The organism is Vreelandella sulfidaeris, from assembly GCF_042429665.1.
Taxonomy (GTDB): domain Bacteria; phylum Pseudomonadota; class Gammaproteobacteria; order Pseudomonadales; family Halomonadaceae; genus Vreelandella.
This window is the reverse complement of record NZ_JBHMAC010000011.1, coordinates 1-26,290: the sequence shown is the minus strand read 5'-3', so window position 1 is coordinate 26,290 and position 26,290 is coordinate 1. Positions and strand designations below refer to the sequence as shown.

The window sequence follows — 26,290 nt, the reverse complement described above, 5'->3', positions numbered from 1 at the left end:
TGTTTATCATGCGCGATGCTCGCGAAACAGACCAGTTGACTCTATTTGGCCACTTTTCGCTGACCCAGGGCGAGGATGTGTTAACCCACTTTAGCTATGACAAGGTCAAGGCGCTGCTTGTTTACCTACTGCTCCACCGTCAGCCAGTGAATCGTGCGGCGTTGGCAGAGCTATTGTGGCCTGACCAGGGGTTATCGTCAGGTAGAACAAACTTGCGCCACGCGCTGCACTGTTTGCGACAATCGCTAGGTGAAAGTGCCGATCAAGTCCTCAGTGTCTCTCGGCAAACGATTGCTTTTCAGCTACCAGCCACCTGGCAGGTAGACCTGCATACTCTTCAACAGTTACTTGAGGGGCCGCGCGACTTAGATACCCTTGATGACGTCATGGGGTGTTATCAAGGCGACCTCATTGAAGAGCTACAACTGTCCAACTGCAGTGAATTTCAGCGCTGGTTAGTACAGGTCCGTAATGAGTGGCGTCAGCGCATCATTCGTTTTGCTGAACAGGTGCTGGAGAGCCATTCCGATGTGCCTGACACCATTTTAGAAACCCTGGTTAGCCGCTTTTCAGGCTATGGCCCTTTCCATGAGAGGCTAGTACGACAGCTTGCCGAGCAGAACCAGATGGCGGCTGCTCACGAGCAGTACAATAGCTATTTACAGCTACTGGCACTGTCTGGACAGCAGCCTGAGCCAAGCTTCCTCCAGTTGGCAAGCTTCTGGTCTGATGGTCACCATGACCCGCGCATGATGAGCCCTCAAGGGGCCTTTTCGCGTGCCTTGGCCGCCGATAGTAAGCCCCTGCGTGATGATGAGATTGAATTACGCCAGCTCTCGGTGATGGCTATTCGGCTACGTTTAAAAGGCGAATGGCAAGATCGTGCCTCGACACGTCACTGTCTTACCCTGCAGTTAGAGTTAATGCGGTGGCTAGAGCAGCAGTGTCATCACCTGGGTGGTTTTTGGTTGCCTGGGGCGACTGGTGGCTTGGGGCTGGCGTGTTTCGGCACTCATGGCCCCGCTCATCAGCTAGCTGAGCTGGTGGCACTTTATGAGCATTGCCGCCAGGCGTTGCCTCAAGAGAGTGCTCGTTACTGGGCGGGTGAGGGCGATGTGCCGCAGTTTGAATTGGCGGCTGGCTTGCACAGTGGTCGAGTGGTTTATTTGCCCGAGCGTCAGTTGGCGGATCCTTTAGGGCAGGTGACCCAGTCCTCGCTGGAATTGATGAGCGCAGCTGAAGGCAGTGAGCTGGTGATTTCGCAAGAGGCCAGCCAGCATATGCCGCCTGCGCTAGATCTTCAGCCTCGGCTGGTATCTCGTTTGGTTGCCAGTGATGGGCGTGTCCGCTTGCGTGCGCTGGTGCTGGGTCAGAACGAAGGCGGCCGTGACGCGTTGCCGCCTAGCCTGGTTGGTCGTGAAACATCACTGCGAACCTTGCGCGATGCGCTGGCGCGTGCAGGCATTGGCTTGCGTCAAAGCGTTTTGGTACGAGGCGCGTCGGGCATGGGCAAATCGGCTCTGATGGTGGGGTTTCGTCAGTTGGAGTTAAGCCTTGATGCCGCTATTTGCTGGCAGCCGACCACACGTTTGTCGGTGCTTGATCCCTACGGTGTCGCACGAACGCTTGTCAGTTGGTATCTCCAGCAGGCACTGACCGTTGATGCTCTTCACTCGCTTCAGTCAACGCTTGGTTTCGATCAGCTCGCGCCTGATCGCCAGCATTTGCTGGAAGAGGCGCTTGGTGTGCACGAGGTGCAGGAGATTACTCAGCTCGCTCAAAACGGTGAAGCTGTCGAGTTAGTGGTCAAGTTTTTACACCGCTTGATTGCGCAGCAAGCGACGACCAATACGCTGGTGTTGATGATTGACGATTTGCAGTGGCTTGATGAACCTTCATTTAAAGTATTGGCAGGGCTTCAGGCGCGTTTGCCCATTAATACTGCTTTTATGCTGGTTGCGAGCCACCATGGTCGGGAGTCCCTGCCTGTGAAGCTGCACTGGGATCAGCAGATTAGCTTGGGTAATCTGGATGGGCCACAATCCTCACGGTTATTGTCGCAGCTATCACGGCGTTATCGTATTCACCTGAGCCCACGACTGCGTAACCAGATTATTGAGCGCTGCGATGGCGTTCCGCTGTATATGCAAGAGATCTGCCGACGCCTGGATATGGATCGTCGTGAAGGTCGCAGCGTGCAGTTTGATGAATTGCCCAAAGGGTTACTGGGCCTGCTGGCGAGCCGTATCGACCAGCTTGAGGGCGATCGTTATATTGCCCACGTAGCGGCGGTACTGGGTAAGCGCTTTCGGTTGGACTTTCTGCTTGAGTGCAGTGGGTTTGAACAAGCACGGCTTAACCAGGCGCTTGAGCATATGCGCGGTCTGGAAATCATTGAGCCTGTCGATAAAGAAAGTGGCGAACAGGAATATCAGTTTAGTCACCAGCTTTTGCAAGAGGCAGCCTATCTCTCGTGCCCGCGGGATGTTCGCGTAACGCTGCATCAGCAGGTCGTCACGTTAATAGAAGAGCGTTTCCCGGTATGGATTAGTCGCCACCCCGGAGATTTTGCCACCCATCTGCGCCGAAGCGGCCATTACGCGCGCGGCGCGCGCTATTTTGAGCTGGCCTCACGGGAAGCGCTTAAAGTCAGTGCCAATCGAACCGCACTGAGAATGGCCGATTTTGGATTGGCGAGTCTGCGCCATGTTGAACATGAAGTTGAGCGGGAAGTGAGTCTGCTCACCGTACGCGGCCAAGCGGCGTTCTCGTTGGAAGGGCATGGCTCGCCGATCGCCCACGAAAGCTTTGTTCGTGCTCGGGAGCTACTGCGCGAGGCGGGCAGTGATCGATTGGAAGATCCTGAAGATTTAGAACAAATATTTCTGGTCAAGTGGGGCCTTTGGGTGGGGCGTAGTCAACGTTATGCCCATGCGGACGCCTTCGCACTGGCGTCGACGCTTGCAGATCTCGCCGCGCGGCTTGAAGACCCCCGTTATCGCCGTTTAGCAGACTATGCTAGAGCTAACTGCGAATATTGGGCCGGCCGCATTCAGCAAGCGCACGATCACCTGGATGAAATTGATCCGCTTAACGCTCCAATGATGATCGAATGGCTGCCGTTCTCTGATCATCCGCAGGTCACGGCGGCGTGTTTTCAAGGGTGGGCACTATGTTTACGTGGTGATTATCAACGGGCCGAGCGGCAAGTGTCATCAGCGATTCGGCTCGCTGAGAAAATCGGCCATCCGGGTAGCCTGGCATTGGCATTGTTATTTGCCGCTGCGCTTTATCGTCAACTGGGTCATATCCATCTGGCTGCTCGACACGCAGAGCGGGCAGCCGCCATGACGGGAACGCCAGATTTACAGCTTTGGCAAATTTCAGCACAGAGTATTCTTGGCTGGCAGCGTGCCATGGCGGGAGACAGTGCTGGTTTAGTCCAACTGCGCAACAGCCTGGATCAAATGGCAGAACTAAATGGTCGTGACCGCTATCAACGTCCCGTCCTTTGGTATGCCGATGCGTGTATTGAGCTAGGCGAATTGAAGGCCGCAGAAGATTATCTCGATCAGTGTTTGGTGATCGCCCGGGAACGTACCACGCTATTTCTGCCTGAATTAGCGACACAGCTGGCTAAGGTACGCAATCTTCTTGGTCATCCTGCCAACGAAGTTAAGGCATTGACTGAGATGGCGATAAACCAGTCACGCGAGCAAGGTAACCGCCATCAGGAGCTAGCGGCGCTGGAGCTATGGCTGACGCATATTGACCCCAGCGATCAGCATGCCAAAGAGAGCTTCAGGCGCTTATTGAGTGAAGTCAGCAACAGTGACGCGCCTGTGCTGACGCGTTGGATCAGCTTGTTGGATCGCCGCTTGCCGCATGCCGTCAGCATTGAGAGCTAACATTGAACTCATAAGGCCTAGGTCAAGGAGCCGTATGACGTGGTGAAAGCGGGAACTGGTTAACAGGTATCTCGCTCAAGCCAGGTCAGTGTGATGAGGGCTTCCTCGCGGTGGTCGCCACATACGCTTGGATCAAAATTGAAGCGCTCACATACTGCTGGGCGGCTAGGGTCGCCAAACAGACGGCAGAGATTCTCTGCATCAAGCTGTACGCAGCGCACCCCCGCCGGCTTGCCTTCCGGCATGCCGGGGATGTAGGAGCTAATCGAGGGGGCAACGCAGCAGGCGCCGCACCCAGCCCGGCATGCGTTGCTCATGGTGCAGCGCTGGGTGAACAGGTGGCAAATGCGCCTTTGTTGATTCCCTCAAAGGCTTGAATGCGCGTGGTCTCGCCGCTTTTCGTGGCCACTTCGTTAGCCAACCAAGCCGCAATGTTTTCCACGGTGGTAGGCCCGGGTAGCACGCTACATAGCGATTGGGGCAGGGTAATAGAAAACTCTCCTTGGGCGGCTTGATAACGACACGTTAGGGTGTCACTTTGGCGTACGGCAATATCCGCTTCTTCAAGTAGATAACGATTATCCAGCCATGTAGCCCACTGTTGTTCGAGCTCAGGCTGGCGCTGTTCATGCTGCCAAATACATAGCCGAGAGCGATGTCCATGCGCAATGCGCTGGCAGTTACCCGTATGTCGCTTCAGACCGTGGCTATAGCCATACGCAGCTTCTTGATGGTGCTCTTCATGCAGGGTCAGGGTAACGCGATGGACATTGTCGGGCCGCTGCTCGGTCAGCTGTTGGCTCAAATGTTCGGCGACAGCGTCAAGGGTGATCGCTGGCCAGGGAAGTAAGCTAAACGCCTCTTGCGGGCCACGCACCTCCATGGGGTAAGGCGAAGTGGTGCGCACGCATATACCTTCTGGGCACTCGCTTACGTTCACCCCTGGCGCCTGAGTAGGAACGAGCAGCGTATGGTCGAGCCCGGCGTCGAGTGTGCGTTTGATCCATGGTTTGACGTTACCAAAATCAAACAGCATGCCATCCTCGCCCAACTCGCCATCGAGCAGTGCGTCCACCTGCCAACTACAGCCAACCAAGCCGCGCTCTGGACACCAGAGGGAAACGTCGATATGGGTCAGTTGCATCACGAATAAAGACATTAATCAAAGCCTGCGAGTTTGTGCATTTGCAACGATAAACGCCACTGCGGGTGGGCCATACAATAGGCGGTAGTATCAGCAACCGTGTTATTGCTCTGCTGTAAAGGCGCAAGGTCCATCGGCTGTAAAAAGAAGTGCCGAAAACCAAGAGCTGAAAACTGCTCAGGGGGTGCGTCTTGTTGCGGAAACACAAGTTTCAATTCATCGCCCTGGGTAATGACGAGCGAGTTGCTCCCCTTGGGGCTCACGCACAGCCAGTCGATACCGGGTGGCGGTGTCAGCGTTCCATTCGTTTCTACTGCCACCTCAAACCCTAATTGGTGAAGCGCCGCTATGAGGGGGGTATCCAGCTGCAGTAAGGGTTCGCCGCCGGTAAATACCACATAAGGCGTTGCCTCAGTGCTGTGGTTGGGCCAAAGGGACGCGATATGCTCGGCGAGCCTATCGGCATCAGCAAACTTCCCACCATTAATGCCGTTGGTACCGATAAAGTCGGTATCACAAAACGTACATTTAGCCGTTTTGCGATCAGCCTCTCGGCCAGACCATAGGTTACAGCCACTGAAACGGCAAAAAATACTGGCTCGACCCGCTTGGGCGCCTTCCCCCTGAAGGGTATAAAAAGCTTCTTTGACGTGATACATCAGCTAAGGCCTACAGCAGTATCTGTATTATAAGCAAGGGGGTCGGTAACGCCGTTCGCAGCAAAGGCAGCCAGTCGTTCACGACAGCTACCGCAAACCCCACAGGCGAGTTCACGGCCTTCGTAGCACGTCCAGGTCTGGCGGTAATCCAGACCCATTGCTAAACCTTCATGTAGGATGTCGGCTTTACTGGAGGTTAGGTAGGGGGCGTGAAGCGTGACAGGCTCAAAGTTGGCAATGCCTGCAACATGGTTCATGGCCTCGACGAATTCGGGGCGGCAATCCGGGTAGAGCACATGGTCGCCCCCGTGGGCGCCATAATCGACTCGTTCCGCACCGATATTGACGGCCTTGGCAATGGCCAGTGAGAGCAGAATCATATTGCGGTTAGGCACCACCGTTGCACGCAAATTATCGCTGGCATAATCACCATGCGGCATTGGCTGGCTTGAGTCGGTGAGCGCTGAATTATCTATTAAACTATGGATGGCGCGAATATCGACTACTTGGTGAGGCAACCCTAAAGAGGCGCAAACCTGACTGGCGACCTCCAGTTCGCGGGCATGTCGCTGGCCGTAGTCGAAGGAGAGAGCGTGGACGCTTATCCCTTCACGTAGTGCACGGTGAAGTACCGTAAACGAGTCCATTCCGCCTGAATAGATAACGACGGTCGTGGCGCTGCTCGGCGCCATAGAGGAAGGAGATGACATGAGAAAATACTCTTTGTCGGAGAATTTATTAATCGCAAGCAGCAGTTAACTGTCGCGGCGCTCCGGGGTCCGGTCCGGAGAGGCGGTAGTTTACGCAATCGGCGTGAATCTGACCAGTTTTAGCATCTATAGCGCTCATGTTAGCGTTGCTGGGCAGTCTTAATATCAACATGCTACGCTAATCATCCACGCCGTTAGAGAGAAGCCAATGGCTACTATTGAACACAGTGAAATTGTCAACGCTTCACCGGAGCGCGTTTTTGAGTTGCTACGTCGTATTGAAGATTTTGCTGATTATTCCGACATGATTCGTTCCATTGATTCGTTAGGCGAGAACCGCTATAGATGGCACGTACGCGCTGTGGGTATGGACTGGTCTTTCGACGTGATGGTGACGGAGATACAGCCGCCACATGTCCTCGCCTGGGAGTCACTGGAAGGGGTAAAAAACCAGGGGCGATATCGTCTTCGCGAAGTGCCGGAGGGAACGGAAGTAGCGCTAACGTTGAGTTACGAAATAGGTAATCGCTTTATGGAAAAAGCGGTTAACAAAGCAGCCAAACCGTTGGTCGGTAAAGTCAGTCGTCAGATACTGGAGCGTGTTGAGGCTCGTTTAAACGCTAATGCGCCTCGCTAGCGGCGCGACGCATTAATAGCTAGCCGAAGATTTAGTGCGGTTTATGCATGGTGGCATCGAGGTGGTCAACTACCTCGGCCCAATCGGCATCATCCTCTATCGCTTCTTGTAAAAAAGCCGCTTGTCCCTCGTTCCAGCAGGGAGCTTCAGAGAGGGGCATGGTTTCCGGCAGGGGAGCATTACGCTGTATAAAACGCTCGATGGACGCCGCGTCAGAGGCAAGGCCCAGCTGCTCAAACAGTTCGCTGAAATGGTGCACTGGTTGTTCCATACTGTATGGCTCCTTTAAATAGTGAAATCGACTTACTACAACATAGCTTGAATTTCAGCATATGCGAGTGCTGACACTTGCCGGAACGCTAGCGTTCGCCCACCAATGGTGTCAAAAAGCGCTGGCGCTGATCTTCTAAGCTAAGCGGTTGAGCTACCAAGTGTATTAGCTTGGTGAAAGCAGCCTCAGGCGTCATGTCATCGCCTGAGAGGATGCCTGCATCGCTAAGTCCATGTCCCGCCGCATAAGCACCTAATTGAACGCCACCCTGCGGGCACTGACTGATCGCAGCGATGAGCTTACCCTCTCCGCTGGCCCTGGCAAGTACGCCTAGCAAGCTGGGATCGTCAGGCAGGTTGCCAGCTCCCCAAAGCTGTAGCAATGCCCCTTTAACGCGGACGTCACTCAGCCAGGCGTCTAGCTGCCACGCGCAAATACCAGGCCATAGGATAATGCGTACGACGGCGCCTTGATTGGCAAGACGGTAGTCGGCTAGCTCGAAACGAGGAGCGCCGCGCTGCTGCAGACCCAATCCTCGGCTGGGGTAGTAAACGAAGTCATCACCTATACGTTCACCGAGCAGAGGGTAGTTGGGGCTTGCAAAGGCATTTGACGCTGAGCTGTGCTGTTTGATCGCCCTGGCGCCACGCAATAATTGTCCCGCAAAGTAAATGGCAACTTCCTGCAGCGCCGGGTTCGCCGCGAACTGAAGCGCGCCCTGTAAATTATCCAAAGCGTCGCTGTCTTCTGCTTCTAGTGGACGCATGGCACCTGTTAATACTACTGGCCGATCTAGGCCTTGAAGTTGATACGCCAAGCTGGCAGCCGTCCAGCTAAGCGTATCGGTACCGTGGATGATGACGAAGCCGGCGTAGCGAGTTAGCTGATCACTAATATCATGGGCCAGCTGTTGCCAAGTAAGCGGCGTAGCGGCGCTGGAGTCAATTAGCGTGGTGTAGCTGATGACATCATAAGCCGGTAGGGCATGCTGCTGGGCAACCGGTAACTGGTTGAGGGCTGATGCCATGCGAGTGGCGAAATCTCCACCAGGCGTTAGGCCCTGCGCATGTTGCTGCATGCCGATAGTTCCGCCGGTGTAAATGACTAAGATGCGTTCCTGATCTGGAAGGCTGCAGGTTAATGGGGGGTGGGGGGGCATAGCCATCTCCTGGGCTGATATGAAAGCTGCCGATCAGTATTTGCTGTTAGGGGGATATACCAAGAGTTCACCGCTATGGTCATCTAGGCGCTGATTGCGACCAGCCAGTAACGCAAAGCCACAACAAACCACGAGGAGAGCGATTAGTAACCAGGTGATATGGGCAGTGTTGGCGCCTGATTGGAGTAGCAATCCGACGCCAAATGGGCCAAGTGCTGCCAGCGTATAGCCGCCGCCCTGAACAAGCCCCGAGAGTTGCCCTGCTAGTCGTGAGTTAGCGGTGCGTAAGACCAGTAAACTTAATGCCAGGCTGAAGCTGCCGCCCTGGCCAATCCCTAAAAACGCGGCGCCGGGCCACTTCCATCCCACAGGAGCGATTAGCAGTAGCCAAAGGCCTAGCGCGGTACACAGTAGTACTAGCAATAGAGCCGGCCGCTGATCTCGTCCTCTGCGCGCGAGCCATGGGGCCGCCAGTGCAGAAGCTAACTGACACATGATCGATACCGCCATGGTCCAACCCGCATCAGCCTCGTTGTAGCCACGCGTAACCAGCAGGGTGGGCAGCCAGCCGAAGACGATGTACGCCATTGATGACTGAATACCCATGAACAACATAACCTGCCAGGTAAGCGGCTGTTTAAGCAGACGTAAAATACCGTTTTTAGAGGGAGAGCGGGTACTGGGCTGCATCGAGTTTGGCATTTGAAAGTGCCATAGCACCAGCGCCGCCAGTGCCAGTAGCGACCAGCTCATCAAGCTGGCCTGCCAGCTACCCAGCAGTTGAGTTAAGGGGACACTGAGCCCGGCACCTAACGCTCCCCCCAAGCAGAGCGCCATGGTGTAAAGCCCTGTCAGTAAATCGGCACTGTCGGGTAGTTCATGCTTAACCAGGGCAGGCAGAAGAGTGCCTGCTATGCCGATTGCACAGCCCGCCATCGCTGAGCCGATAAATAGCACCCCTGGTAAGGGCAAGCCACGTAATATTAATCCGCCAGCCAAGAGGAGTAGTGCGGCGCTTAGGGTTCGTTCACTACCGATGCGCTTTGCAAGGGTAGGTGCCAGCGGAGCAGAGAGGCCTAGAAACAGTACAGGGAGGGTGGTAAGTAGTCCCGCTGCGGCTGCAGAAAGACCCTCACTCTCCTGCAAGCGCGTGAGCAAGGGGGCGACTGATGACATGGCGGGGCGTAAATTCAGCCCCACGATGACCATTAGTGTAATAAATATAATCGAGCGTTGAAGTGGCATGCTATTGCTTACTTAAGGTGGGGGCGCAAATCTCCGCGAACGGCATCAAGCAAGGTAATGAAGTGGTAATCCTGTGATGTATCTAAGCAATCCACCTTAACGCTTGTGCGCATGCCTTTATCAATTTGTAAATGATCATAAATTTCCAGCGTTAGCTTACGGGCAGGCTTGTCACCTGGGGCCATAATGCCATCTTCAAGCGTAAAGGTTTCCAGTAACGTGACACGCACACGGCTACTGTTGCCTTCACTCAAGACGCGGCGCACGAATAACCAGCCTTCGCAGGGCAGAGCGTGTTGTTCATCACGCTCTCGTAAAAAAATCGTGCGATAGCAGGCGCCTTCTACAGAGGCCTTTTCAGCCATGCTGCGATAGGCCTGGACAACTTGATTAGCGGAGGCCCGAGCGTCCTCTAAACGTTGCACAATTCCTTGATGCTCGCGGCTAAGCTGCTCTTGACGTTGAAACGTCAGCCATTGGCGGTACTCAGACATCAGGGGGGATGACGCCATAATCACTCCATGAAAAGTTATACGTAACTAACCATAACCAGCTGGAAGCAGCGGCTAGGAATATGCAAAGGCGACACCTTCGCATATTCCAGCCCGGCGAGCTAGCGCCGAGCGCGTCGCTTGCGTTCGCCACCTGTATTAGCGCTCTGTCCTTCGGGTTTGCGCTTAGCGCGCGGCTGGCGCTGGTTGCGCCGACCATTTTCGATAGGTTCTGGTTTAATGCTGGGGTCGGGTTCGAAGCCAGGCTCAATATGCTTGGGTAGCGTTTGTTTGATCAGCCGCTCAATATTGCCCAGTAGTGCGTGCTCATCGACACATACCAGCGATATAGCTTCGCCATTGCTGCCAGCGCGGCCCGTACGCCCTATGCGGTGGACATAATCTTCAGCGACATTGGGCAGATCAAAGTTGACCACGTGGGGGAGTTCATTGATATCCAAACCGCGGGCGGCGATATCGGTAGCTACTAATACCTGCAGCTCGCCACTTTTAAACGCCGCTAACGCACGCGTGCGCGCCCCTTGGCTTTTGTTGCCATGAATCGCCATGGCGGGTATGTCTTGCTTTGATAGTTGCTCAGCCAAGCGATTAGCACCGTGCTTGGTTCGCGTAAACACCAATACTTGAAACCAGTTATGTTGCTGGATTAAGTGTGCAAGGAGTTCGCGTTTTTTCTCGCGGTCGACCCGGTAAATAGCCTGCTCAATTTTTTCAGCAGTCGTGTTACGGGGCGCCACCTCAATCATCGCTGGGTTATCCAGCAATTGTTGGGCGAGTGTTTGAATCTCGTTGGAGAAAGTTGCTGAGAATAAAAGGTTTTGACGTTTTTTAGGAACCAGACGCAGCAGGCGCTTAATGTCGTGAATGAAGCCCATGTCCAGCATGCGATCAGCTTCATCTAGCACTAAAATTTCAACGCAGGATAGGTCGACATGCCCTTGCTGATGGAGGTCTAGAAGGCGTCCTGGCGTGGCGATTAATACGTCCAGGCCGGCCTTCAGTGCATCGATCTGGGGTTGCTGACCCACGCCACCAAAAATAATGTGTGAGCGCAGCGATAAATGTTGACCATAAGTTGATACGCTTTCACCCACTTGAGCGGCAAGCTCACGCGTAGGCGTTAACACCAAGGCGCGTACCTGACGTTTGGCAGGACGTTTGCCGGTGTTTAGACGTTGCAACATTGGCAGCGTGAATCCAGCGGTTTTGCCCGTGCCGGTTTGGGCACTGGCTAACATGTCACGGCCTTCTAATACGACGGGTATGGCCTGTCGTTGTATCGGGGTAGGTTGACTATAACCTTGCGCGGTGACAGCGCGTAACAAATCGGCGTGCAGGCCAAGTTCAGAAAAGCTCATGCGTTCTCCGCAGTCACCTAGTGAAGTATTGCCAATAAAGGAGTGTTATCACTAGGTTTAGTGTTCAAAAGTCGGGGTGATCTACCGTCGCGGCAGCGAAATTTACTCGATAAGTTAGCGTGCCGCGATGGTCGTTGGTTAGCCGTGAATGGCCATGAATGGGAAGACGTATAGGCTACTTTGCCTATACGCTAATAGCCGGTTTACAAGGACACACCTAAGCATTATATGACCGTAATAAGCCAAGCAGTGTACCACGGTTATACAACTTCAGCTTGTTTAGCTGTCACGTATCAGCGTGGGGAGGATGCGCATGCAGTGGAATTAACCTGGCTAAGCTGGCAGGTGGTAGTGAAAGCTGTGAGAGTTCCTTGGGCGTTAGAGCAAAAAATTGGTCAGGCGTATACACGCCTTGCTCATACAGCTGACGAGCAGTCGCTGGCCCAACCCCGTCTAGGGCGAGTAGCTGGCGTGCAAAAAGGGCCATAAAGTGATTGTGCTGCTGCTCATCAAACTCTTCATGAACGAGGCGATAGTGATCTCCTGCCTGATGGGTAATGAATAGCTCAATACGTTCAAGTGCCGCTATCGCCGAGTCATCTTGGGAAAACGTTGTTAGCTGGTCGCGCAGGATGTCATGGCTCTCAAGGGCAGTCTCAAGCGTCGCTACGGATGCTTGGCTTTCTAAAAGCGTGTTGACTGATTGAGCAAGCTCGGCCACCGCATCGCGTAATTGCTCAGCGAGCAATGCAGCCGTCTGATTCGGTTCATCGTTCATGTGAACATCCCTATTAAGCCTAGTGAGAACGCTTAGTGCCGTTTGATTACCTATACCAGGCACTAAACGACGCATCAAACGATTACTTTTAGTTAAAATAGCCGCCTTGACGTATCTCGTTGGCAATCAGCTTGGCCGTTTTGTCCCAGCTATCGCTCAGGGCGCGTACCAAGGCAGGATAGCCATCTTGTTCGAGGGGAGTTTCGGTATAGAAATTCTCCATAGCCAGCAACTCTCCCTCTTCATCAAGCAACTGCCATTGACCGCTGGCGATAGCGATACCGTCGAAACGGCCCTGGAATTGATCAACCGTGAGGCGTAGGGTCAGCGCGTTAGGTTGTATATCTTCACTACGCACCACCCGAAGCGACGGTAGCGCTTGCGATAAATCGGCGCGCATCCTTCGCTCCAGTTGCCGATTTAAACCTTCTGCCCATTGATGCTCGCGTGCAGCGTTCAGTGTTATGTCGTCAAGCTGCATGACGATGCCATCAACATCCAGATAGTGCGCAAGCCTAGGTGCTCTGACGGCCAACGTGCCGGTCGGCTGAGCCGGCGTACTGGCTTGCTGGCTGCTGGGTAGCATATAGCGTGCAGGAGGTGTCGTGCTGCTGGCGCACGCGGTCACCAGCAAGCAGACAATTAACAGCAATAGATGTCTACACCATGTCGACATAGTTAACTCCTTAGTTTCGTGGCGCACGCGGAATAGGGTCTTGCGCATCCAGGTTATCGAACAGCAATGCTCTGGGATTGTCGTTGAGCGTGCGAGTCAGTGGCTGCAGATCACGCATTAAGCGATCTAATCGTTCAATGGCGGTGGTCAATTCCTGATACGCCGGCGACGATGGAGACAGCCCTTGTAGAGTGGCGCGCAATTCTTCAAGCATGGCATTTAGATTGCCCCCAATCGCTTGGGTGTCGGGGTCATTAAGCAACTGATTAATAGAGGTGCTCACTTCGCGAACTTCGTTTAACACGCGCTCGGAGGCCTCTAGATTGCGATCCATTCCGGCGAGCAATGGCTCAACTTCCAGGGCGTTAAGTTTATCCAGTAAATCGGTCACCTGCGCCTGGATCTGTGCAAAGCCTCCCGCGACGGTGGGGAATACGGTGCGGTCAGAGAATTCTTCGGTTACATATTCATTGGCAAGGTCACGCTGGAAATTAAGATCAACAAACAGAGCGCCGGTGAGCAAGTTGCCGCTTTTTAGCGATGCGCGAAGTCCCAGATTGAACATGCGTTCAAAACGCGCTTGCCACTCATCTAAATCAATGTCGCTATTTTCGATACCAATACGCTGGGGCTCAATCCGAATCAGTACCGGGATGGCAAAACGCGCACGTGAATCAGGCTGGGGAGCGGTAAAGTTCCAGGGTACGGCTGCTACCGTCCCTATTCGAACCCCCCGAAACTCCACCGGCGCCCCCTTGGAGAGACCGCGCACGGAATCATCCACCAGCAGCACGTACTCTAAGTAACGGTTAAAAGTACCTTCCCGGGCGGCGTCTTCATCGGCATAAAGCGTAAAACGAGTATTAGGCTCGACCGGCTGCCCCATCGGCAGTTCTTCAGGGACACCGAAGGTAACCCCTCCGCCGAGTAACGCTTCAAGTGACTCAACGTTAATGCGCACACCATCTGCATCGAGGCGAAAGTCGACGCCGCTAGAGGTCCAAAAACGCGTGCTGTCGGTGACCAAGTCCGTATAAGGCTCTTCTATAAACACCTGATGCTGCATGGTGCGAGACTCGGGCTCAAAAAGACTTTCTTCAATACGTCCTACTGTAAAGCCCTGATAAGAAACCGGGTCGCCCACCCGTAGCGAGTTACCCAAATGGCTAACTAGGCTTAGTCGAAGCCCTGCCTGACCCGCCGGGGCAACCGGGGGGATGTCACTCACCGGGAACTTACGCCGTGGTTCTTCTGCTTGCCCAGGTTCGAGCTGGATGTAAGCGCCCGAAAGAACGGTGCCCAGGCCGCTAATCCCTTCTCTGCCAATACGGGGCTTGACCACCCAGAAGCGGGAGTCTTCGCGCAGCATATCTTCCAGTTCCGGCTGAATGCGTGCGCTTAATACCGCATGGGAAAGATCGTCTGATAGCTGCACGCTTTCCACCCGGCCAACTTCAACATTACGGCTACGGATCAGTGTATTACCCGCTTCAATGCCTTCGGCGTTATCCATGGTAAGTGTGACCAGAATGCCACGGCTGGAATAGTTGTCATAAACCAGCCATAAGCCAATGATGATGGCAACAATAGGCACCACCCAAATAGGTGAAAGACGTTTTTGGCGCGATGTTTTGGCCTTGTTTAAATCCTTGTCATCGGTTGGCTCGGTATTGGTTTGGCTGGTATTGGACGGTGTTGGTTCATTAGCCATCAACTGGTTCCTTGGTGGCCGTTCTACGGCGAAAAATAGGCTGACGAGGAGGAAGGGGAGTATCCCAAATTAAGCGTGGGTCAAAGGTCATCGCCGCCAGCATAGTTAATACGACCACAGCACCAAAGGCTAGGGCTGCGGGACCTGGCGTTATTGACATCAAAGAGCCTGCACGAATGAGTGCCACTAAGATAGCGACCACGAAAACATCAACCATCGACCAGCGACCTATAAATTCAGTCAAACGATATAGCCGAGTACGGCTTTGAGTATTTAGGTCGCTACTTCGTCGAACCACGATGCACAGCCATGTTAACGCGGCTAGTTTACCCATTGGAACAATGACGCTGGCAATAAAAATGACGGCTGCGATGGGCCACGAGCCCATCTCGATGAGTTGAACAACGCCGCCAATAATCGTTGAGGTTGTAGAGTTGCCGAGGCTGGTGGTGGTCATAATAGGGTACACGTTGGCGGGGATATACATAATCGCCGACGCGGCCAGTAGCGCCCAGGTACGTTGCAAGCTATAGGGAATACGCTGATGAAGCTTTTCATGGCAACGAACACAGTAGCTGCGTCCTTGCGGGGATAAGCGATTAATCAGGCCACAAGTAGGGCATCCGGTGACTCCTTGAGCAGCGGCAGTCATGCCGGTTTGGGTGCCTTCCGGCGCTAGCGGTTCCCCTTCCAACGAAAACCACATCCAATCGGCGTCAATCGACTGAGTGGTCATCAATAGCAGTATCGCAAAAACACAAAACGCCCAAAAAGAGATACCCAGTTCAACATCGGCTAGCCCGGCCACTTTTATTAGGCTGACCAACGCGCCGATGATAAAGACGTCAGCCATCATCCATGGGGTCAAGTGGGCTAGTGTGCGGGCAATATCGCGGCTAAAAGGTAGCGGATGATTACGCAACAGGCCAAATTGCAGCCACAGCACCCCAATAAGGTAGACCGCGGGTAGTACAGCAATCGTCATTATGACGGCAATAGCGACAATAGGCTGATGAAAGCCGATTAGGGTGGTTGCCGTTTGAACCAGCTCAATGCGGTTGCTAACCCCGCTTACCGAGAAACTGATAAAGGGGAACGATACGGCCACTATCAGTGCGATAAGGGACGCAATCGCCAAGGCCATGCTTCGCTGCGCGGGGTGTCGGTTGCGCTTGGCCAGTACATGGGAGCAGCGTGGGCAACTGGCATTTTCTCCAGAATTCAGAGGTGGTAGACCAGACACCCAATCGCACTCGTGACAAGCGCGCAGGCGCCTCCGCTGAGTCCTGGCCTCAGGGGGAAATTGGTCAACGAGGGGAGGGTTGACCGGTAATGTGCGGCGTTTAATCAATTGTTGTAGAGGCAAAAAACAAAACTCTCAGTGCGAATTGTTAACAAAACTACTAGGCTGTGGCGAATTAGGCTGGCCACGACCACTTATAACAAGCCTATCTAACTGAAATTAAGCTTAAAAATGTGTGCTAGCTGCTTGACCACAACGTCAGATTAGACAACGATGCTGCGCTGCAGTGTTGTACAGATTAACGCGGTAAGTAAGGTAGCGTACGCTTTTATTAGAATAGCCACTCAGCAAAGTGTCGCATTGACATCGTATGGAGTGCTAGTAATAGCATCTTTCTGCCGATGTTATGAAGTGCTGTTTAGATACCCGCGCCGCTAATAGTGCCAAATATTATGCCACGAAGGATAAAAAATGTTGCTTCCCATACTCGCAGTTGTTGTTGGCCTGATTTTATTGGTTTGGAGTGCCGAAAAATTTATCGATGGTGCTGCCTCAACCTCCCGCTGGCTTGGGCTCTCGCCATTATTGATCGGGATATTAGTAATCGGGTTTGGCACTTCAGCTCCCGAAATGATGGTGTCGGTATTGGCGGCGTTGGATGGGAATCCAGGCCTGGCGGTGGGTAACGCCTATGGCTCGAATATTGCCAATATAGGGTTGATACTGGGCTTGGTAGCGCTGATTACGCCTCTTGCCGTTCATTCCAGCGTTATTCATAAAGAAATGCCGCTATTGATGGTGGTGATGCTAGCCACTGGATTAATGCTGCTAGATGGTTTTGTCGCACGCTGGGAGGCAGCCTGCCTATTGTTGGCATTGGTGATTTTTATTGTCGTCAGCATCATCCGCTCACGTAATCAATCCGGTGATGCGTTGGTATCGGAAGTGGCTGAAAGCCTGGATAGCAAGCCGATGTCTCGTGGCAAGTCCATCATGTGGACGTTGATTGGGCTGGTACTGTTAATCGCTAGCTCTCGCATGCTGGTATGGGGCGCGGTCGAAATTGCGACGCAATTTGGAGTAAGCGACTTGATCATTGGTCTGACCGTGGTTGCCATTGGTACTTCACTGCCTGAACTTGCTTCTTCTATCACTGCCTTGCGGCGCAAAGAGCATGACATGGTGCTTGGTAACGTGGTCGGCTCTAACTTGTTTAACAGCCTTGCCGTCGTCGGTCTGGCGGGCATGATCACGCCTATTGAAGCAGGTCGGGAAGTATTGGAACGAGACTGGGGCGTTATGACGGGGATGACGCTATTAATGATTGTGTTCGCATTCTCGTGGCGTGGTCGCCCACGGCGGATCAATCGTTTTGAGGGTGGCGCACTGCTGGCGCTGTTTATCGCCTATACCGGCTATATGGTCAGTATCGTCGTTTTATCCTGAAGGTTTGAAAACATGATGTGCGTCAATGCGACACGTTTTCGTAGTGGTAGGCGGGTGTATAGTGAGTGGCATTACAGAGGATTGGTAATTTAAGTAAAGAATAAGCTTAGTGCTTATAACAAAATGCAGTACCGCTAAGGCTCAACTAAGCTTGTTTTAACCATAATTGGGATATTAAATCAGGTCTTAGGAGAGTGTGATGGAACTCGATCCCTTATTGCTGTCGCGAATACAGTTCGCGTTTGTTGTCTGCTTCCATGCCATTTTTCCGGTGTTTACCATCGGTCTGGCATCTTATATTGCGCTTCTGCAAGGGCTGTTTTTTAAGACGCAAAATCCTGCCTGGGATCGCCTAGCGCTCTTCTGGACGAAAGTATTTGCAGTGGTATTTGGCATGGGAGTGGTGTCGGGGATCGTTATGTCGTTCCAGTTCGGCACCAACTGGAGCAACTTTTCCCTTGCGACCTCCAACTTTATCGGCCCTCTATTAAGCTACGAGGTGGTGACCGCTTTCTTCCTTGAAGCGGCCTTCCTGGGAATATTGCTTTTCGGGCGAGGAAAGGTACCCCAGGGTATCCATCTTCTAGCCGCCAGCATGGTGGCGCTTGGAACATTTATTTCCGCTTTCTGGATATTGTCAGCCAATAGCTGGATGCATACCCCCGCGGGTGTTGAGCTTATCGATAATCGCTTCCATGTGACCTCATGGAGCGAGGCGATCTTCAATCCTTCCTTCCCTTACCGCTTCACCCATATGGCAATGGCGTCTTTCCTTACCGGTGGGTTCGTCGTGGCGGGTGTCAGTGCCTGGTTTTTACTGCGTGGACGCGACCTTGAGGCCAACCGTCGGGCACTTTCCATGTGCCTATGGTTATTGCTGTTTTTAGCCCCGGCCCAGGCGGTAATAGGTGATTTTCATGGTTTGAATACGCTTGAGCATCAGCCCACTAAAGTGGCTGCTATGGAAGGGCATTGGGAAACATCGACCAATGTACCGCTCTTGCTATTTGCCTTGCCTGATCAAGAAGCCCAGGAGAATCACTTTGAAATTGGTATCCCCAATCTAGCCAGTCTTATTCTTACCCACTCAGTGGATGGTGAAATCCCAGGCATCAGCGAAGTTGCACCTGAAGAGCAGCCACCGGTGATGATTGTCTTTTGGGCGTTTCGTGTAATGGTGGGTATTGGCCTGCTGATGATTGCGACGGCTCTAGTAGGGCTGGTATTGCGCCGTAAAGGGCGGGTTTATGAAAGTCGACTATTCCTGAAAACACTGGTTGGCATGATTTCATTACCCTTTATTGCCGTGCTGGCGGGTTGGGTGGTGACCGAGTCTGGGCGGGCTCCATGGCTGGTTTACGGCCTTATCTCTCATGCTGAAGGCGTGACCCCGTCTCTGACAGGGGGAATGGCGCTATTCACCCTTATTGGTTACGTCCTGGTTTATGCAGCCGTGTTTTACGCTGGTGTGTATTACCTAACCCGTGTGGTGCGTAACGGTATGATGCCCGAGGAGGAACAGCCGGCTGAAAATCATGATGCTGATCGTCCCAAGCGTCCGTTGTCTGCTGCACATACCCCGTTTGATGACGATAACGTTGACCCGGTAAGGAGCTAATCATGGAAATGTTTGATCTATCGATTATTTGGGCTGGCATTATTGGGTTTGGTGTCATCATGTATGTGCTGATGGACGGCTTTGACCTAGGCTTGGGAATTCTTTTTCCTTTTGCGCCCGATGAAGATGCTCGCGACGTCATGATGAACTCCGTAGCGCCGGTGTGGGATGGTAACGAGACATGGCTGGTGTTGGGTGGGGCTGGCTTGTTGGCTGCTTTTCCTCTGGTTTATTCGATCTTCTTGCCAGCGCTTTATATTGGCGTTTTCTTGATGCTGGCCGGGCTCATCTTTCGCGGTGTTGCCTTTGAGTTTCGGTTCAAATCGCGGCGCAATCGTCATTGGTGGAATAGGGCTTTTTCATGGGGCTCAGCCGTCGCTGCTTTCGCACAAGGCGTGGTGGTGGGCGCTTATATTCAGGGCTTTCAAACCGAAAACTTTGTTTATACCGGCGGTGCCTTCGACTGGCTCACTCCTTTCACCGTCTTGACCGGGCTTGGGTTAATGGCAGGCTACGCTCTTTTGGGGTCTACCTGGCTAATTCTAAAATCAGAAGGCCATGTTCAGGAGTGGGCTTATAAAGTCACGCTTCCGCTGCTGGCTATGGTGTTGGTGGTGTTCGTTATCGTTAGTATCTGGACGCCCTTCGTGAATCAGGTCGTTTGGGAGCGTTGGTTTGGAAACCTTCGGTTGATTTGGATTTTTCCTGCACTGGCACTGTTCTTTGCCTATTTGGTGTTTCGCTCGGTGAAGCTGCGCCATGAGGCGTATCCCTTTATCGCTACTATTGGTATTTATGTATTTACTTATCTTGGGCTGATCGTAAGCCAGTGGCCTATGATCGTTCCTCCTAATTATACATTATGGGATGCGGCGTCAGCGCCAGAGTCACAGCTTTTCCTGTTGATTGGTGTGCTGTTCGTTATCCCCGTCATCCTGGTGTATACCGCTTGGACCTACTGGGTGTTTCGCGGCAAAGTACGCGTAGGCGAGGGCTACCATTAATCGCATGGCTTCTGACAGTACGCTGCCCCTTACGCCGCGAAAATGGTTACAACTACTGGCGAAGGGGGAGCGTAAACGCTTGCTGGGATCAGCACTATGCGGGGTGTTAGCAGGTAGCCAAACGATAGTCGTGGTAGTTGGTCTGGCGTGGTTGGTTGATCAGGTAGTGGTTCACCACCACTCACCGATGACGCTTATGCCGATGTTTGCCTTATTGGTAGGCAGTGTACTGCTTCGCGCCTTGTTTCAGTGGGGACATGAAACGTTAAGTCTGGAAGCGAGCCTGCGTATTCGCCAGCGCGCCAGGGGGGAGCTGCTGGATAAGCTCTCTGCTCTAGGTCCGGTTTGGTTGACCAGCCAGCATAGCGGCTCCTTGGCCAACCAAGTGGTGGAACATATTGATGTGTTGGAGGGCTATTTCTCACGTTTCTACCCCCAGCTACGAATCACATTATGTCTGCCGCTATTGATTTTGGTAGTGGCAGGATGGCTGGACTACCTGGTGGCTGTATTTTTGCTACTTTCGGCACCGCTTATTCCTCTTTTTATGGCCCTCGTGGGGATGGGGGCTGAGCGTCTTAATCGTGATCAGTTTGTCGCAGTGTCGCGGCTGTCGGCGCACTTTATTGATCGGGTGCGCGGCATGACCACGCTACAGCTATTCGGTCGCACCGCTAAAGCCCAGCAAGATGTATGGCACGCCACCGACGAGTATCGTCGCTTAAGTATGCGCACGTTGCGCTTAGCCTTTCTTTCGTCAGCAGTACTTGAGTTTTTTGCCTCCGTAGCGATTGCCGTGGTCGCTATGTATGTTGGCTTTGGGTTGCTGGGCTACATTGAGTACGGCCCTTCTTCATCACTTACGCTTTTTTCCGGTCTGGCGGTATTACTGCTGGCGCCAGAGTTCTTTCAACCCTTGCGTACACTCTCCCAGCATTATCATGATCGTGCCGCGGCGCTAGGGGCGGCGGAAAGTGTGGTTGATATTCTTAATCAGCCAGCGATGATTAACGAACCAGGCAGTAAGCCCTCAGAGGCAGGCTCGTCGGCTATCGAGCTAATCGATACGTGTGTGTCTTATCCTGGTCGTGGGCAGGTCTTAGGGCCTATCAATTTAGTCATTCAGTCGGGTGACGTGGTGGCGCTTAGTGGTGCGTCGGGCAGTGGGAAATCCACGCTTTTGGCGCTACTTGCAGGGTTTATCCAGGCGAGCTCTGGCACCTGTCGTCAACTACCTAATGAACATTGCGCTTGGCTCGACCAGCATCCTTGTCTTCTTCACGGTAGTTTGGCAGATAACTTGCGTTTGGCTGCACCTGAGGCTTCCCATGACGAAATGGAGGCGGCCTTGGTACGAGCAGGGTTTGGTTCGCTGCTGAAACAGTTGCCCGCTGGGTTGAATACCATGATCGGGGAAAGAGGTGTTGGATTGTCAGGCGGACAGGCACAACGACTTGCCCTTGCACGTGTTTATTTGAGCAATGCATCCTTAGTGTTATTAGATGAGCCGACAGCGAGTTTAGATCTTGAAACGGAGCAGTTCGTCATCTCGGCTTTGCTTGAACTAGCACAAGAGGGACGCACACTGGTGATAGCGACCCACCATCCTGCCGTCATCGGCGCTGCTCAACGCCATTTCGCTTTTGAGAGCGGAAGCTTGGTAGAGGTGGTCTCATGAGCGCCATTTTTCGCGACTTCTACCCGTGGTTGAAACTTTTAATTGAGCGGCGCCGGCGCTTTTTGGTCGGCGCATTGCTTGTGTTGACTACCTTGATGGCTGGACTGGCACTATTAGGATTGTCGGGCTGGTTTATTACCGCCAGTTCATTGACCGGCATCGCGTTAGCGTTGGGAATCCCTGCCCGACTGGATGTATATGTGCCAGGGGGTGGAATTCGTTTCTTCACGTTGCTGCGCACAACCGCACGCTATTTCGAGAGGCTCTATAACCATAATACCGTGTTAACTCTACTGGCTGATCTGCGTTATCGAGTATTTGGTTATTTAACGCGGCTCGACGATGCCCGTTTACATGGGGAGCGAGCCAGCGACTGGCTAAGTCGTTTAACGGCTGACATCGACACCTTAGATAATTTCTATCTACGCATCCTGGTACCCCCGGTAGTCGCACTATTCGGCATCATCGCGATATCACTATTCGTTGCGATTTGGCTGCCCAGTGTTGCTCTGCTGATGGCAGTCACGCTCGGTCTGTTGTTGATCATAGCAACGCTGTTTTCTGCCGCCTGGGGTTTTTCACATGGCTATCAGCAGGTAGTTGACCAGCAAACTCTTCGCCGCCACGTGGTTGACCAGCTTCAAGCATCTGCTGAACTGATGAGTTATCAAAGTGATGACTGGCACCGTTTACTTATTGCTCAACATGAGCAACAAGCATTTAGTACCCAGCGTTGCTTGGGACGAAAAACAGCATGGGTAAATGGTTTAGTGAGCGCTGGTAGCGGGTTGATGGTGGTAGCAGTGCTTTGGTTAGCCAGCATGGTGTTTATTCAACAAGCGGTCAGCGGGCCCATTTTAGTCATGGTGGTATTGATTGCATTAGGGGCGAATGAGGCGTTGATTAACCTGTCGGCTAGTTTTATGAAACTTGGTGCCAGTTATGCTGCGGTGCGCCGGTTAAATACCATAAGTGACGTCGAACCAGCAGTGACTTCGTCTTCTCATATACCGGCAACAGAGGCCTTTTCGATTCGTGCTTCGGGTCTTTCGCTTGCGTATCCACACACGCTACAGCCTGCGTTAAGCAGCCTTCATTTTCAACTGCCAGCTGGGAAGCGCGCCGTTATTACCGGCAGCTCCGGGGCGGGTAAATCATCCTTGGGCAGTCTATTAATGGGACGCCTAAAACCGACGGAGGGAGAATTGAAGGTCGGTGGGATTTCGCCTTATCAGCTTTCTAGCGCTGACCGCGCCCGTCACTTTGCAATGCTGACCCAGCACGTAGACCTATTTGATGCCACTATTGCCGAGAACCTGCGTATTGCCGATCCCACGGCAAATGATGAGGCGCTGTGGGAGGTTATTAGCGCTGTCGCTTTGGATAGTTGGGTTCAGCAGCTTTCCAACGGATTGGCAACCACGGTAGGTGAGAGAGGTCAGCAACTTTCAGGGGGGCAGGCACGGCGATTGGCGTTAGCTCGCTTGATGCTTTGTAATCCTCAGGTAGTCATTTTAGATGAGCCGTTCGCAAGCGTAGATGCCGCAACGGCTGCGTATATAGCAACTTCATTGGATCGTTGGCTTGCTGATCGAACGGTGATCTATTTTGTTCATCAAGTAGATTCACCGACATTATTGTCTGGTATTGAGTACCGTTGGCATCTGGATGCCGGTAAGCTTACCCAAGGCGTGATTTAGTGATGTTGATTAATTGATGCGACAGTACGGAGCCCTCCATGCATGATTTTTTACGCAATCTTCCTAAAGTAGAACTCCACCTGCATATTGAAGGCTCACTTGAACCAGAATTAATGTTTGCGTTAGCACAACGTAATGGGATTGAACTTCCCTATGACTCAGTACAAGAAGTCACAGATGCTTACCATTTTAAAGATCTACAGGGTTTCCTGACGCTTTATTTCCAAGGTATGAGTGTACTTCGTCACGAAGAAGACTTTTATGATTTGGCGATAGATTATTTCAAGCGCGCGCGGAATGAAGGTGTAATGCATATCGACATGCATTTCGATCCCCAGGCCCATCTTCAGCGTGGAGTGCCGCTAGACGTTGTGATGACAGGTTTACTAAAAGCTAAACAAGAGGCCGAGCAAACCCTTGACCTGTCCATCGGCATGATCATGGCTTTCCTGCGTGACCGGCCCGCAGAAGAAGCGTTGGATGTGCTTGAGCAAGCATCCCCGTATTGGCAAATACTGGATGCCGTCGGCTTGGACAGTGCCGAGCAAAATAACCCGCCCGCCAAGTTTGCCGCCGTTTTTGAGCGAGCAAAACAGTTAGGCCTGGTGCGCGTTGCGCATGCAGGGGAAGAGGGGCCTGCTGAATATATCCAGGAAGCGCTTGATGTACTTGACGTACAGCGAATAGACCATGGCGTTCGTTGCCTGGAAAGTGATGAAGTAGTTGCGCGCCTGCGTAGCGATCAAACGGTGTTAACCGTATGTCCTCTCTCCAACGTGAGTTTAAAAGTGGTCAATGATCTACGTGATCATCCGCTTCCTAGGCTGGTGGCTGAAGGGCTCAAAGTGACCATTAGCTCCGATGATCCTGCCTATTTTGGGGGCGGCATGCTGGCCAATCACATCGCTTGTGCTGAAGCTTTTGGTTGGGATGAGGCAGTGTTTCGACAACTAACCCGTAATGCTATCGAAGAAGCGTTCGTCTCCCCGTCACGTCGCGAAGCGCTGTTGGCCCGATTGTCCTCAGTATAAGAATGGGGATTATGGTGTATGCCGCTTGGCCCACTGGCCAAGCGGCTATGTCAGGCTAAGGCAGGGCGGGTACCTCAAAATCAGGCATTTCACCGGTTAGCGTATGCAGAAAGGCAGTGATATCGCTAATGGTCGCGTCATCAAACTCCCGTCCCAGCATCTCTTTACCCATAATGGCGACAGCCTCTTCCAGTGTTTCTGTCGCGCCATTATTCATATAGGGATAGGTGACCGCCACGTTGCGTAGCGTCGGTGTTCTAAAGCGATACATATCCCCCTCTTGCTGAGTAACGACATAGCGGCCCATGTCAGTTGATCCTGGCACCTGGATGGCGTGGAACTGGCTATCAGTAAAATTGGCGCCGCGATGACAAGCAATACATCCATTTTCTGCAAAGGCGACCATGCCATCTTTGGCTTGCTGGCTGATAGCATCTAAATCGCCATGCAGATAGCGGTCAAAGGGGGAGTTTGGTGTGTTTAGGGTACGTTGGAATGCCGCTAGTGCCTGTGCCAAATTATATTCATTGATGGGGTCTTCCTGGTCAGGGAAGGCTTCGCTGAATTTAGTCTGGTAGAGCTCGAAACCTACCAGCCGCTCTAGCGCCATTTCCAGGTCCATTGCCATTTCAACCGGCGCCTGAATAGGGCCTAGCGCTTGTCCTTCTAAATCCGGTTCACGACCATCCCAAAATTGAGATTCCAAAAACCCGCTATTTAATACAGTGGGAGTATTGCGCTCACCTACCTGTCCATCATGGCCCACTGCGCGCGGGATACGGTCAGCCCAGCCAAGTGCTGGATTATGGCAAGTAGCGCAACTTATGACGCCACTCGACGAGATCCGTGGTTCAAAAAACAGCATATTGCCCAACTCGATTTTTTCGTCTGTTAATGAGTTGTCTGCGGGAATGGGGGGAAGGTGGGGTAGGGCTTCGAAACGTTGGCGATAATTTTCCAGTCCATCATCTGCGATAGCTAACCCTGCGGCAAGAACGCTGCTCATCCCCAGCGCAGGTAGTAATTTAGCTTTTATGGTCATGGTTGTTCTCCCTTGCTTTTATAAACGACATGCTTGCTCGGTCGTGATGGTGCAAAGCGTCTCTGTGTACGCTATTGCTAAGCTTAGGAAGAATGAAAAATAGCCGTTTTGTCCTAGGTCAATTCAAGCGCTGCTTTATGTAGGCGACACCCAAACACTAATTGATAAGGTTTTTTTGACTGAAAGTGTAAAACGCTGTTGACCGTGACGCTGAATCGGGTAGTATACGCACACGTCGACGGGGTCAGGCCACGTTGATAAGCTCTTTAACAATTTGATCAGGTAATTCATGTGGGCGCTTGCTGATGTTGGTGACAAATCACCAAATATCAAGGCAGGCGAACACAACGATACTCTTCATGTCGTTGCTTTTAAGTAACGAGGTGAAATGGGTATCACAGTGAATTCGTTTGAACCTTGAGCCAAGTTTGATTCGCTTTTGTTGTCGTCGGCTAGTCCTTGGATAACAAGTAAGAATCACAATGATTTTAAACTGAAGAGTTTGATCATGGCTCAGATTGAACGCTGGCGGCAGGCCTAACACATGCAAGTCGAGCGGTAACAGATCTAGCTTGCTAGATGCTGACGAGCGGCGGACGGGTGAGTAATGCATAGGAATCTGCCCGGTAGTGGGGGATAACCTGGGGAAACCCAGGCTAATACCGCATACGTCCTACGGGAGAAAGGGGGCTTCGGCTCCCGCTATTGGATGAGCCTATGTCGGATTAGCTGGTTGGTGAGGTAATGGCTCACCAAGGCG

The 26,290-nt window shown here is 52.7% G+C and carries 22 protein-coding genes and 1 rRNA gene; 9 read left to right on the top strand and 14 right to left on the bottom strand.

Annotation, left to right across the window (positions count from 1 at the left end):
* The first annotated feature begins 8 nt into the window (after positions 1 to 8).
* Positions 9 to 3,908, top strand: a complete 3,900-nt coding sequence (locus ACFFLD_RS12025) for an AAA family ATPase (protein WP_386040929.1) — start codon at positions 9 to 11, stop codon at positions 3,906 to 3,908.
* 59 nt (positions 3,909 to 3,967) lie between these two features.
* Here the strand turns inward: ACFFLD_RS12025 and ACFFLD_RS12020 are convergent, their stop codons facing one another.
* Genes ACFFLD_RS12020 through queC form a run of 4 tightly spaced genes read right to left on the bottom strand, consistent with a single transcriptional unit; the run spans position 3,968 to position 6,421 of the window.
* Positions 3,968 to 4,225: a YkgJ family cysteine cluster protein gene (locus ACFFLD_RS12020; RefSeq protein WP_386040927.1), complete on the bottom strand. Its 258-nt coding sequence runs from the start codon at positions 4,223 to 4,225 to the stop codon at positions 3,968 to 3,970.
* Positions 4,222 to 5,067, bottom strand: a complete 846-nt coding sequence (locus ACFFLD_RS12015) for a 6-carboxytetrahydropterin synthase (protein WP_386040924.1) — start codon at positions 5,065 to 5,067, stop codon at positions 4,222 to 4,224. The genes ACFFLD_RS12020 and ACFFLD_RS12015 overlap by 4 nt, the downstream gene beginning before the upstream one ends.
* A complete protein-coding gene (gene queE, locus ACFFLD_RS12010) occupies positions 5,067 to 5,711 on the bottom strand; it encodes a 7-carboxy-7-deazaguanine synthase (protein ID WP_386040922.1) in 645 nt (214 codons plus the stop codon). Before queE ends, ACFFLD_RS12015 begins: the two co-directional genes overlap by 1 nt.
* A complete protein-coding gene (queC, locus tag ACFFLD_RS12005; RefSeq protein ID WP_386040919.1) occupies positions 5,711 to 6,421 on the bottom strand; it encodes a 7-cyano-7-deazaguanine synthase QueC in 711 nt (236 codons plus the stop codon). Before queC ends, queE begins: the two co-directional genes overlap by 1 nt.
* Positions 6,422 to 6,629: 208 nt before the next feature.
* On the opposite strand from queC, the gene ACFFLD_RS12000 reads away from it, so the two are divergent.
* Entirely contained in the window at positions 6,630 to 7,058 is a 429-nt protein-coding gene (locus tag ACFFLD_RS12000) for an SRPBCC family protein (RefSeq protein WP_386040916.1), read from the top strand.
* Positions 7,059 to 7,089: 31 nt separating this feature from the next.
* On the opposite strand, the gene ACFFLD_RS11995 is transcribed toward ACFFLD_RS12000, so the two are convergent.
* From ACFFLD_RS11995 to ACFFLD_RS11955, 9 genes are all read right to left on the bottom strand, one after another.
* Positions 7,090 to 7,329, bottom strand: a complete 240-nt coding sequence (locus ACFFLD_RS11995) for a DUF2789 domain-containing protein (RefSeq protein ID WP_386040914.1) — start codon at positions 7,327 to 7,329, stop codon at positions 7,090 to 7,092.
* Positions 7,330 to 7,417: 88 nt separating this feature from the next.
* Entirely contained in the window at positions 7,418 to 8,494 is a 1,077-nt protein-coding gene (locus ACFFLD_RS11990; protein WP_386040912.1) for an asparaginase, read from the bottom strand.
* 27 nt (positions 8,495 to 8,521) lie between these two features.
* Entirely contained in the window at positions 8,522 to 9,733 is a 1,212-nt protein-coding gene (locus ACFFLD_RS11985; protein ID WP_386040910.1) for an MFS transporter, read from the bottom strand.
* A gap of 8 nt (positions 9,734 to 9,741) precedes the next feature.
* Positions 9,742 to 10,245, bottom strand: coding sequence for a hypothetical protein (locus ACFFLD_RS11980; RefSeq protein ID WP_386040908.1), 504 nt, complete (start codon positions 10,243 to 10,245; stop codon positions 9,742 to 9,744).
* Positions 10,246 to 10,346: 101 nt separating this feature from the next.
* Positions 10,347 to 11,603, bottom strand: a complete 1,257-nt coding sequence (locus ACFFLD_RS11975) for a DEAD/DEAH box helicase (protein ID WP_386040906.1) — start codon at positions 11,601 to 11,603, stop codon at positions 10,347 to 10,349.
* Between the two features lie 286 nt (positions 11,604 to 11,889).
* Complete coding sequence (locus tag ACFFLD_RS11970; protein ID WP_386040904.1) at positions 11,890 to 12,381, bottom strand: helix-hairpin-helix domain-containing protein; 492 nt, start codon at positions 12,379 to 12,381, stop codon at positions 11,890 to 11,892.
* An 88-nt stretch (positions 12,382 to 12,469) separates the two neighbouring features.
* Positions 12,470 to 13,057 carry a PqiC family protein gene (locus ACFFLD_RS11965; RefSeq protein ID WP_386040902.1) on the bottom strand — a complete coding sequence of 196 codons (588 nt, stop codon included), beginning with the start codon at positions 13,055 to 13,057 and terminating at the stop codon, positions 12,470 to 12,472.
* Positions 13,058 to 13,067: 10 nt separating this feature from the next.
* Complete coding sequence (pqiB, locus tag ACFFLD_RS11960; protein WP_386040900.1) at positions 13,068 to 14,768, bottom strand: intermembrane transport protein PqiB; 1,701 nt, start codon at positions 14,766 to 14,768, stop codon at positions 13,068 to 13,070.
* The gene (locus ACFFLD_RS11955) at positions 14,761 to 16,119 is read right to left on the bottom strand and encodes a PqiA/YebS family transporter subunit (RefSeq protein WP_386041532.1); all 1,359 of its coding nucleotides are present in this window, start codon (positions 16,117 to 16,119) and stop codon (positions 14,761 to 14,763) included. The genes pqiB and ACFFLD_RS11955 overlap by 8 nt, the downstream gene beginning before the upstream one ends.
* A 363-nt stretch (positions 16,120 to 16,482) precedes the next feature.
* Here ACFFLD_RS11955 and ACFFLD_RS11950 point away from each other — a divergent pair, with 363 nt between their 5' ends.
* From ACFFLD_RS11950 to ACFFLD_RS11925, 6 genes are all read left to right on the top strand, one after another.
* Positions 16,483 to 17,457 carry a calcium/sodium antiporter gene (locus ACFFLD_RS11950; protein ID WP_386040898.1) on the top strand — a complete coding sequence of 325 codons (975 nt, stop codon included), beginning with the start codon at positions 16,483 to 16,485 and terminating at the stop codon, positions 17,455 to 17,457.
* Positions 17,458 to 17,656: 199 nt separating this feature from the next.
* The gene (locus tag ACFFLD_RS11945) at positions 17,657 to 19,075 is read left to right on the top strand and encodes a cytochrome ubiquinol oxidase subunit I (RefSeq protein WP_386040896.1); all 1,419 of its coding nucleotides are present in this window, start codon (positions 17,657 to 17,659) and stop codon (positions 19,073 to 19,075) included.
* 2 nt (positions 19,076 to 19,077) lie between these two features.
* Positions 19,078 to 20,079, top strand: coding sequence for a cytochrome d ubiquinol oxidase subunit II (gene cydB / locus ACFFLD_RS11940; protein ID WP_386040894.1), 1,002 nt, complete (start codon positions 19,078 to 19,080; stop codon positions 20,077 to 20,079).
* Positions 20,080 to 20,083: 4 nt separating this feature from the next.
* On the top strand, positions 20,084 to 21,757 hold the full coding sequence (gene cydD / locus ACFFLD_RS11935; RefSeq protein ID WP_386040892.1) for a thiol reductant ABC exporter subunit CydD: 1,674 nt from the start codon (positions 20,084 to 20,086) through the stop codon (positions 21,755 to 21,757).
* Positions 21,754 to 23,457: a thiol reductant ABC exporter subunit CydC gene (gene cydC / locus ACFFLD_RS11930; RefSeq protein ID WP_386040890.1), complete on the top strand. Its 1,704-nt coding sequence runs from the start codon at positions 21,754 to 21,756 to the stop codon at positions 23,455 to 23,457. Before cydD ends, cydC begins: the two co-directional genes overlap by 4 nt.
* Before the next feature lie 38 nt (positions 23,458 to 23,495).
* The gene (locus ACFFLD_RS11925) at positions 23,496 to 24,488 is read left to right on the top strand and encodes an adenosine deaminase (protein WP_386040888.1); all 993 of its coding nucleotides are present in this window, start codon (positions 23,496 to 23,498) and stop codon (positions 24,486 to 24,488) included.
* 55 nt (positions 24,489 to 24,543) lie between these two features.
* Here the strand turns inward: ACFFLD_RS11925 and ACFFLD_RS11920 are convergent, their stop codons facing one another.
* Positions 24,544 to 25,530: a cytochrome-c peroxidase gene (locus ACFFLD_RS11920; RefSeq protein WP_386040886.1), complete on the bottom strand. Its 987-nt coding sequence runs from the start codon at positions 25,528 to 25,530 to the stop codon at positions 24,544 to 24,546.
* 490 nt (positions 25,531 to 26,020) lie between these two features.
* On the opposite strand from ACFFLD_RS11920, the gene ACFFLD_RS11915 reads away from it, so the two are divergent.
* Positions 26,021 to 26,290, top strand: a 16S ribosomal RNA gene (locus tag ACFFLD_RS11915); the annotation flags it as partial.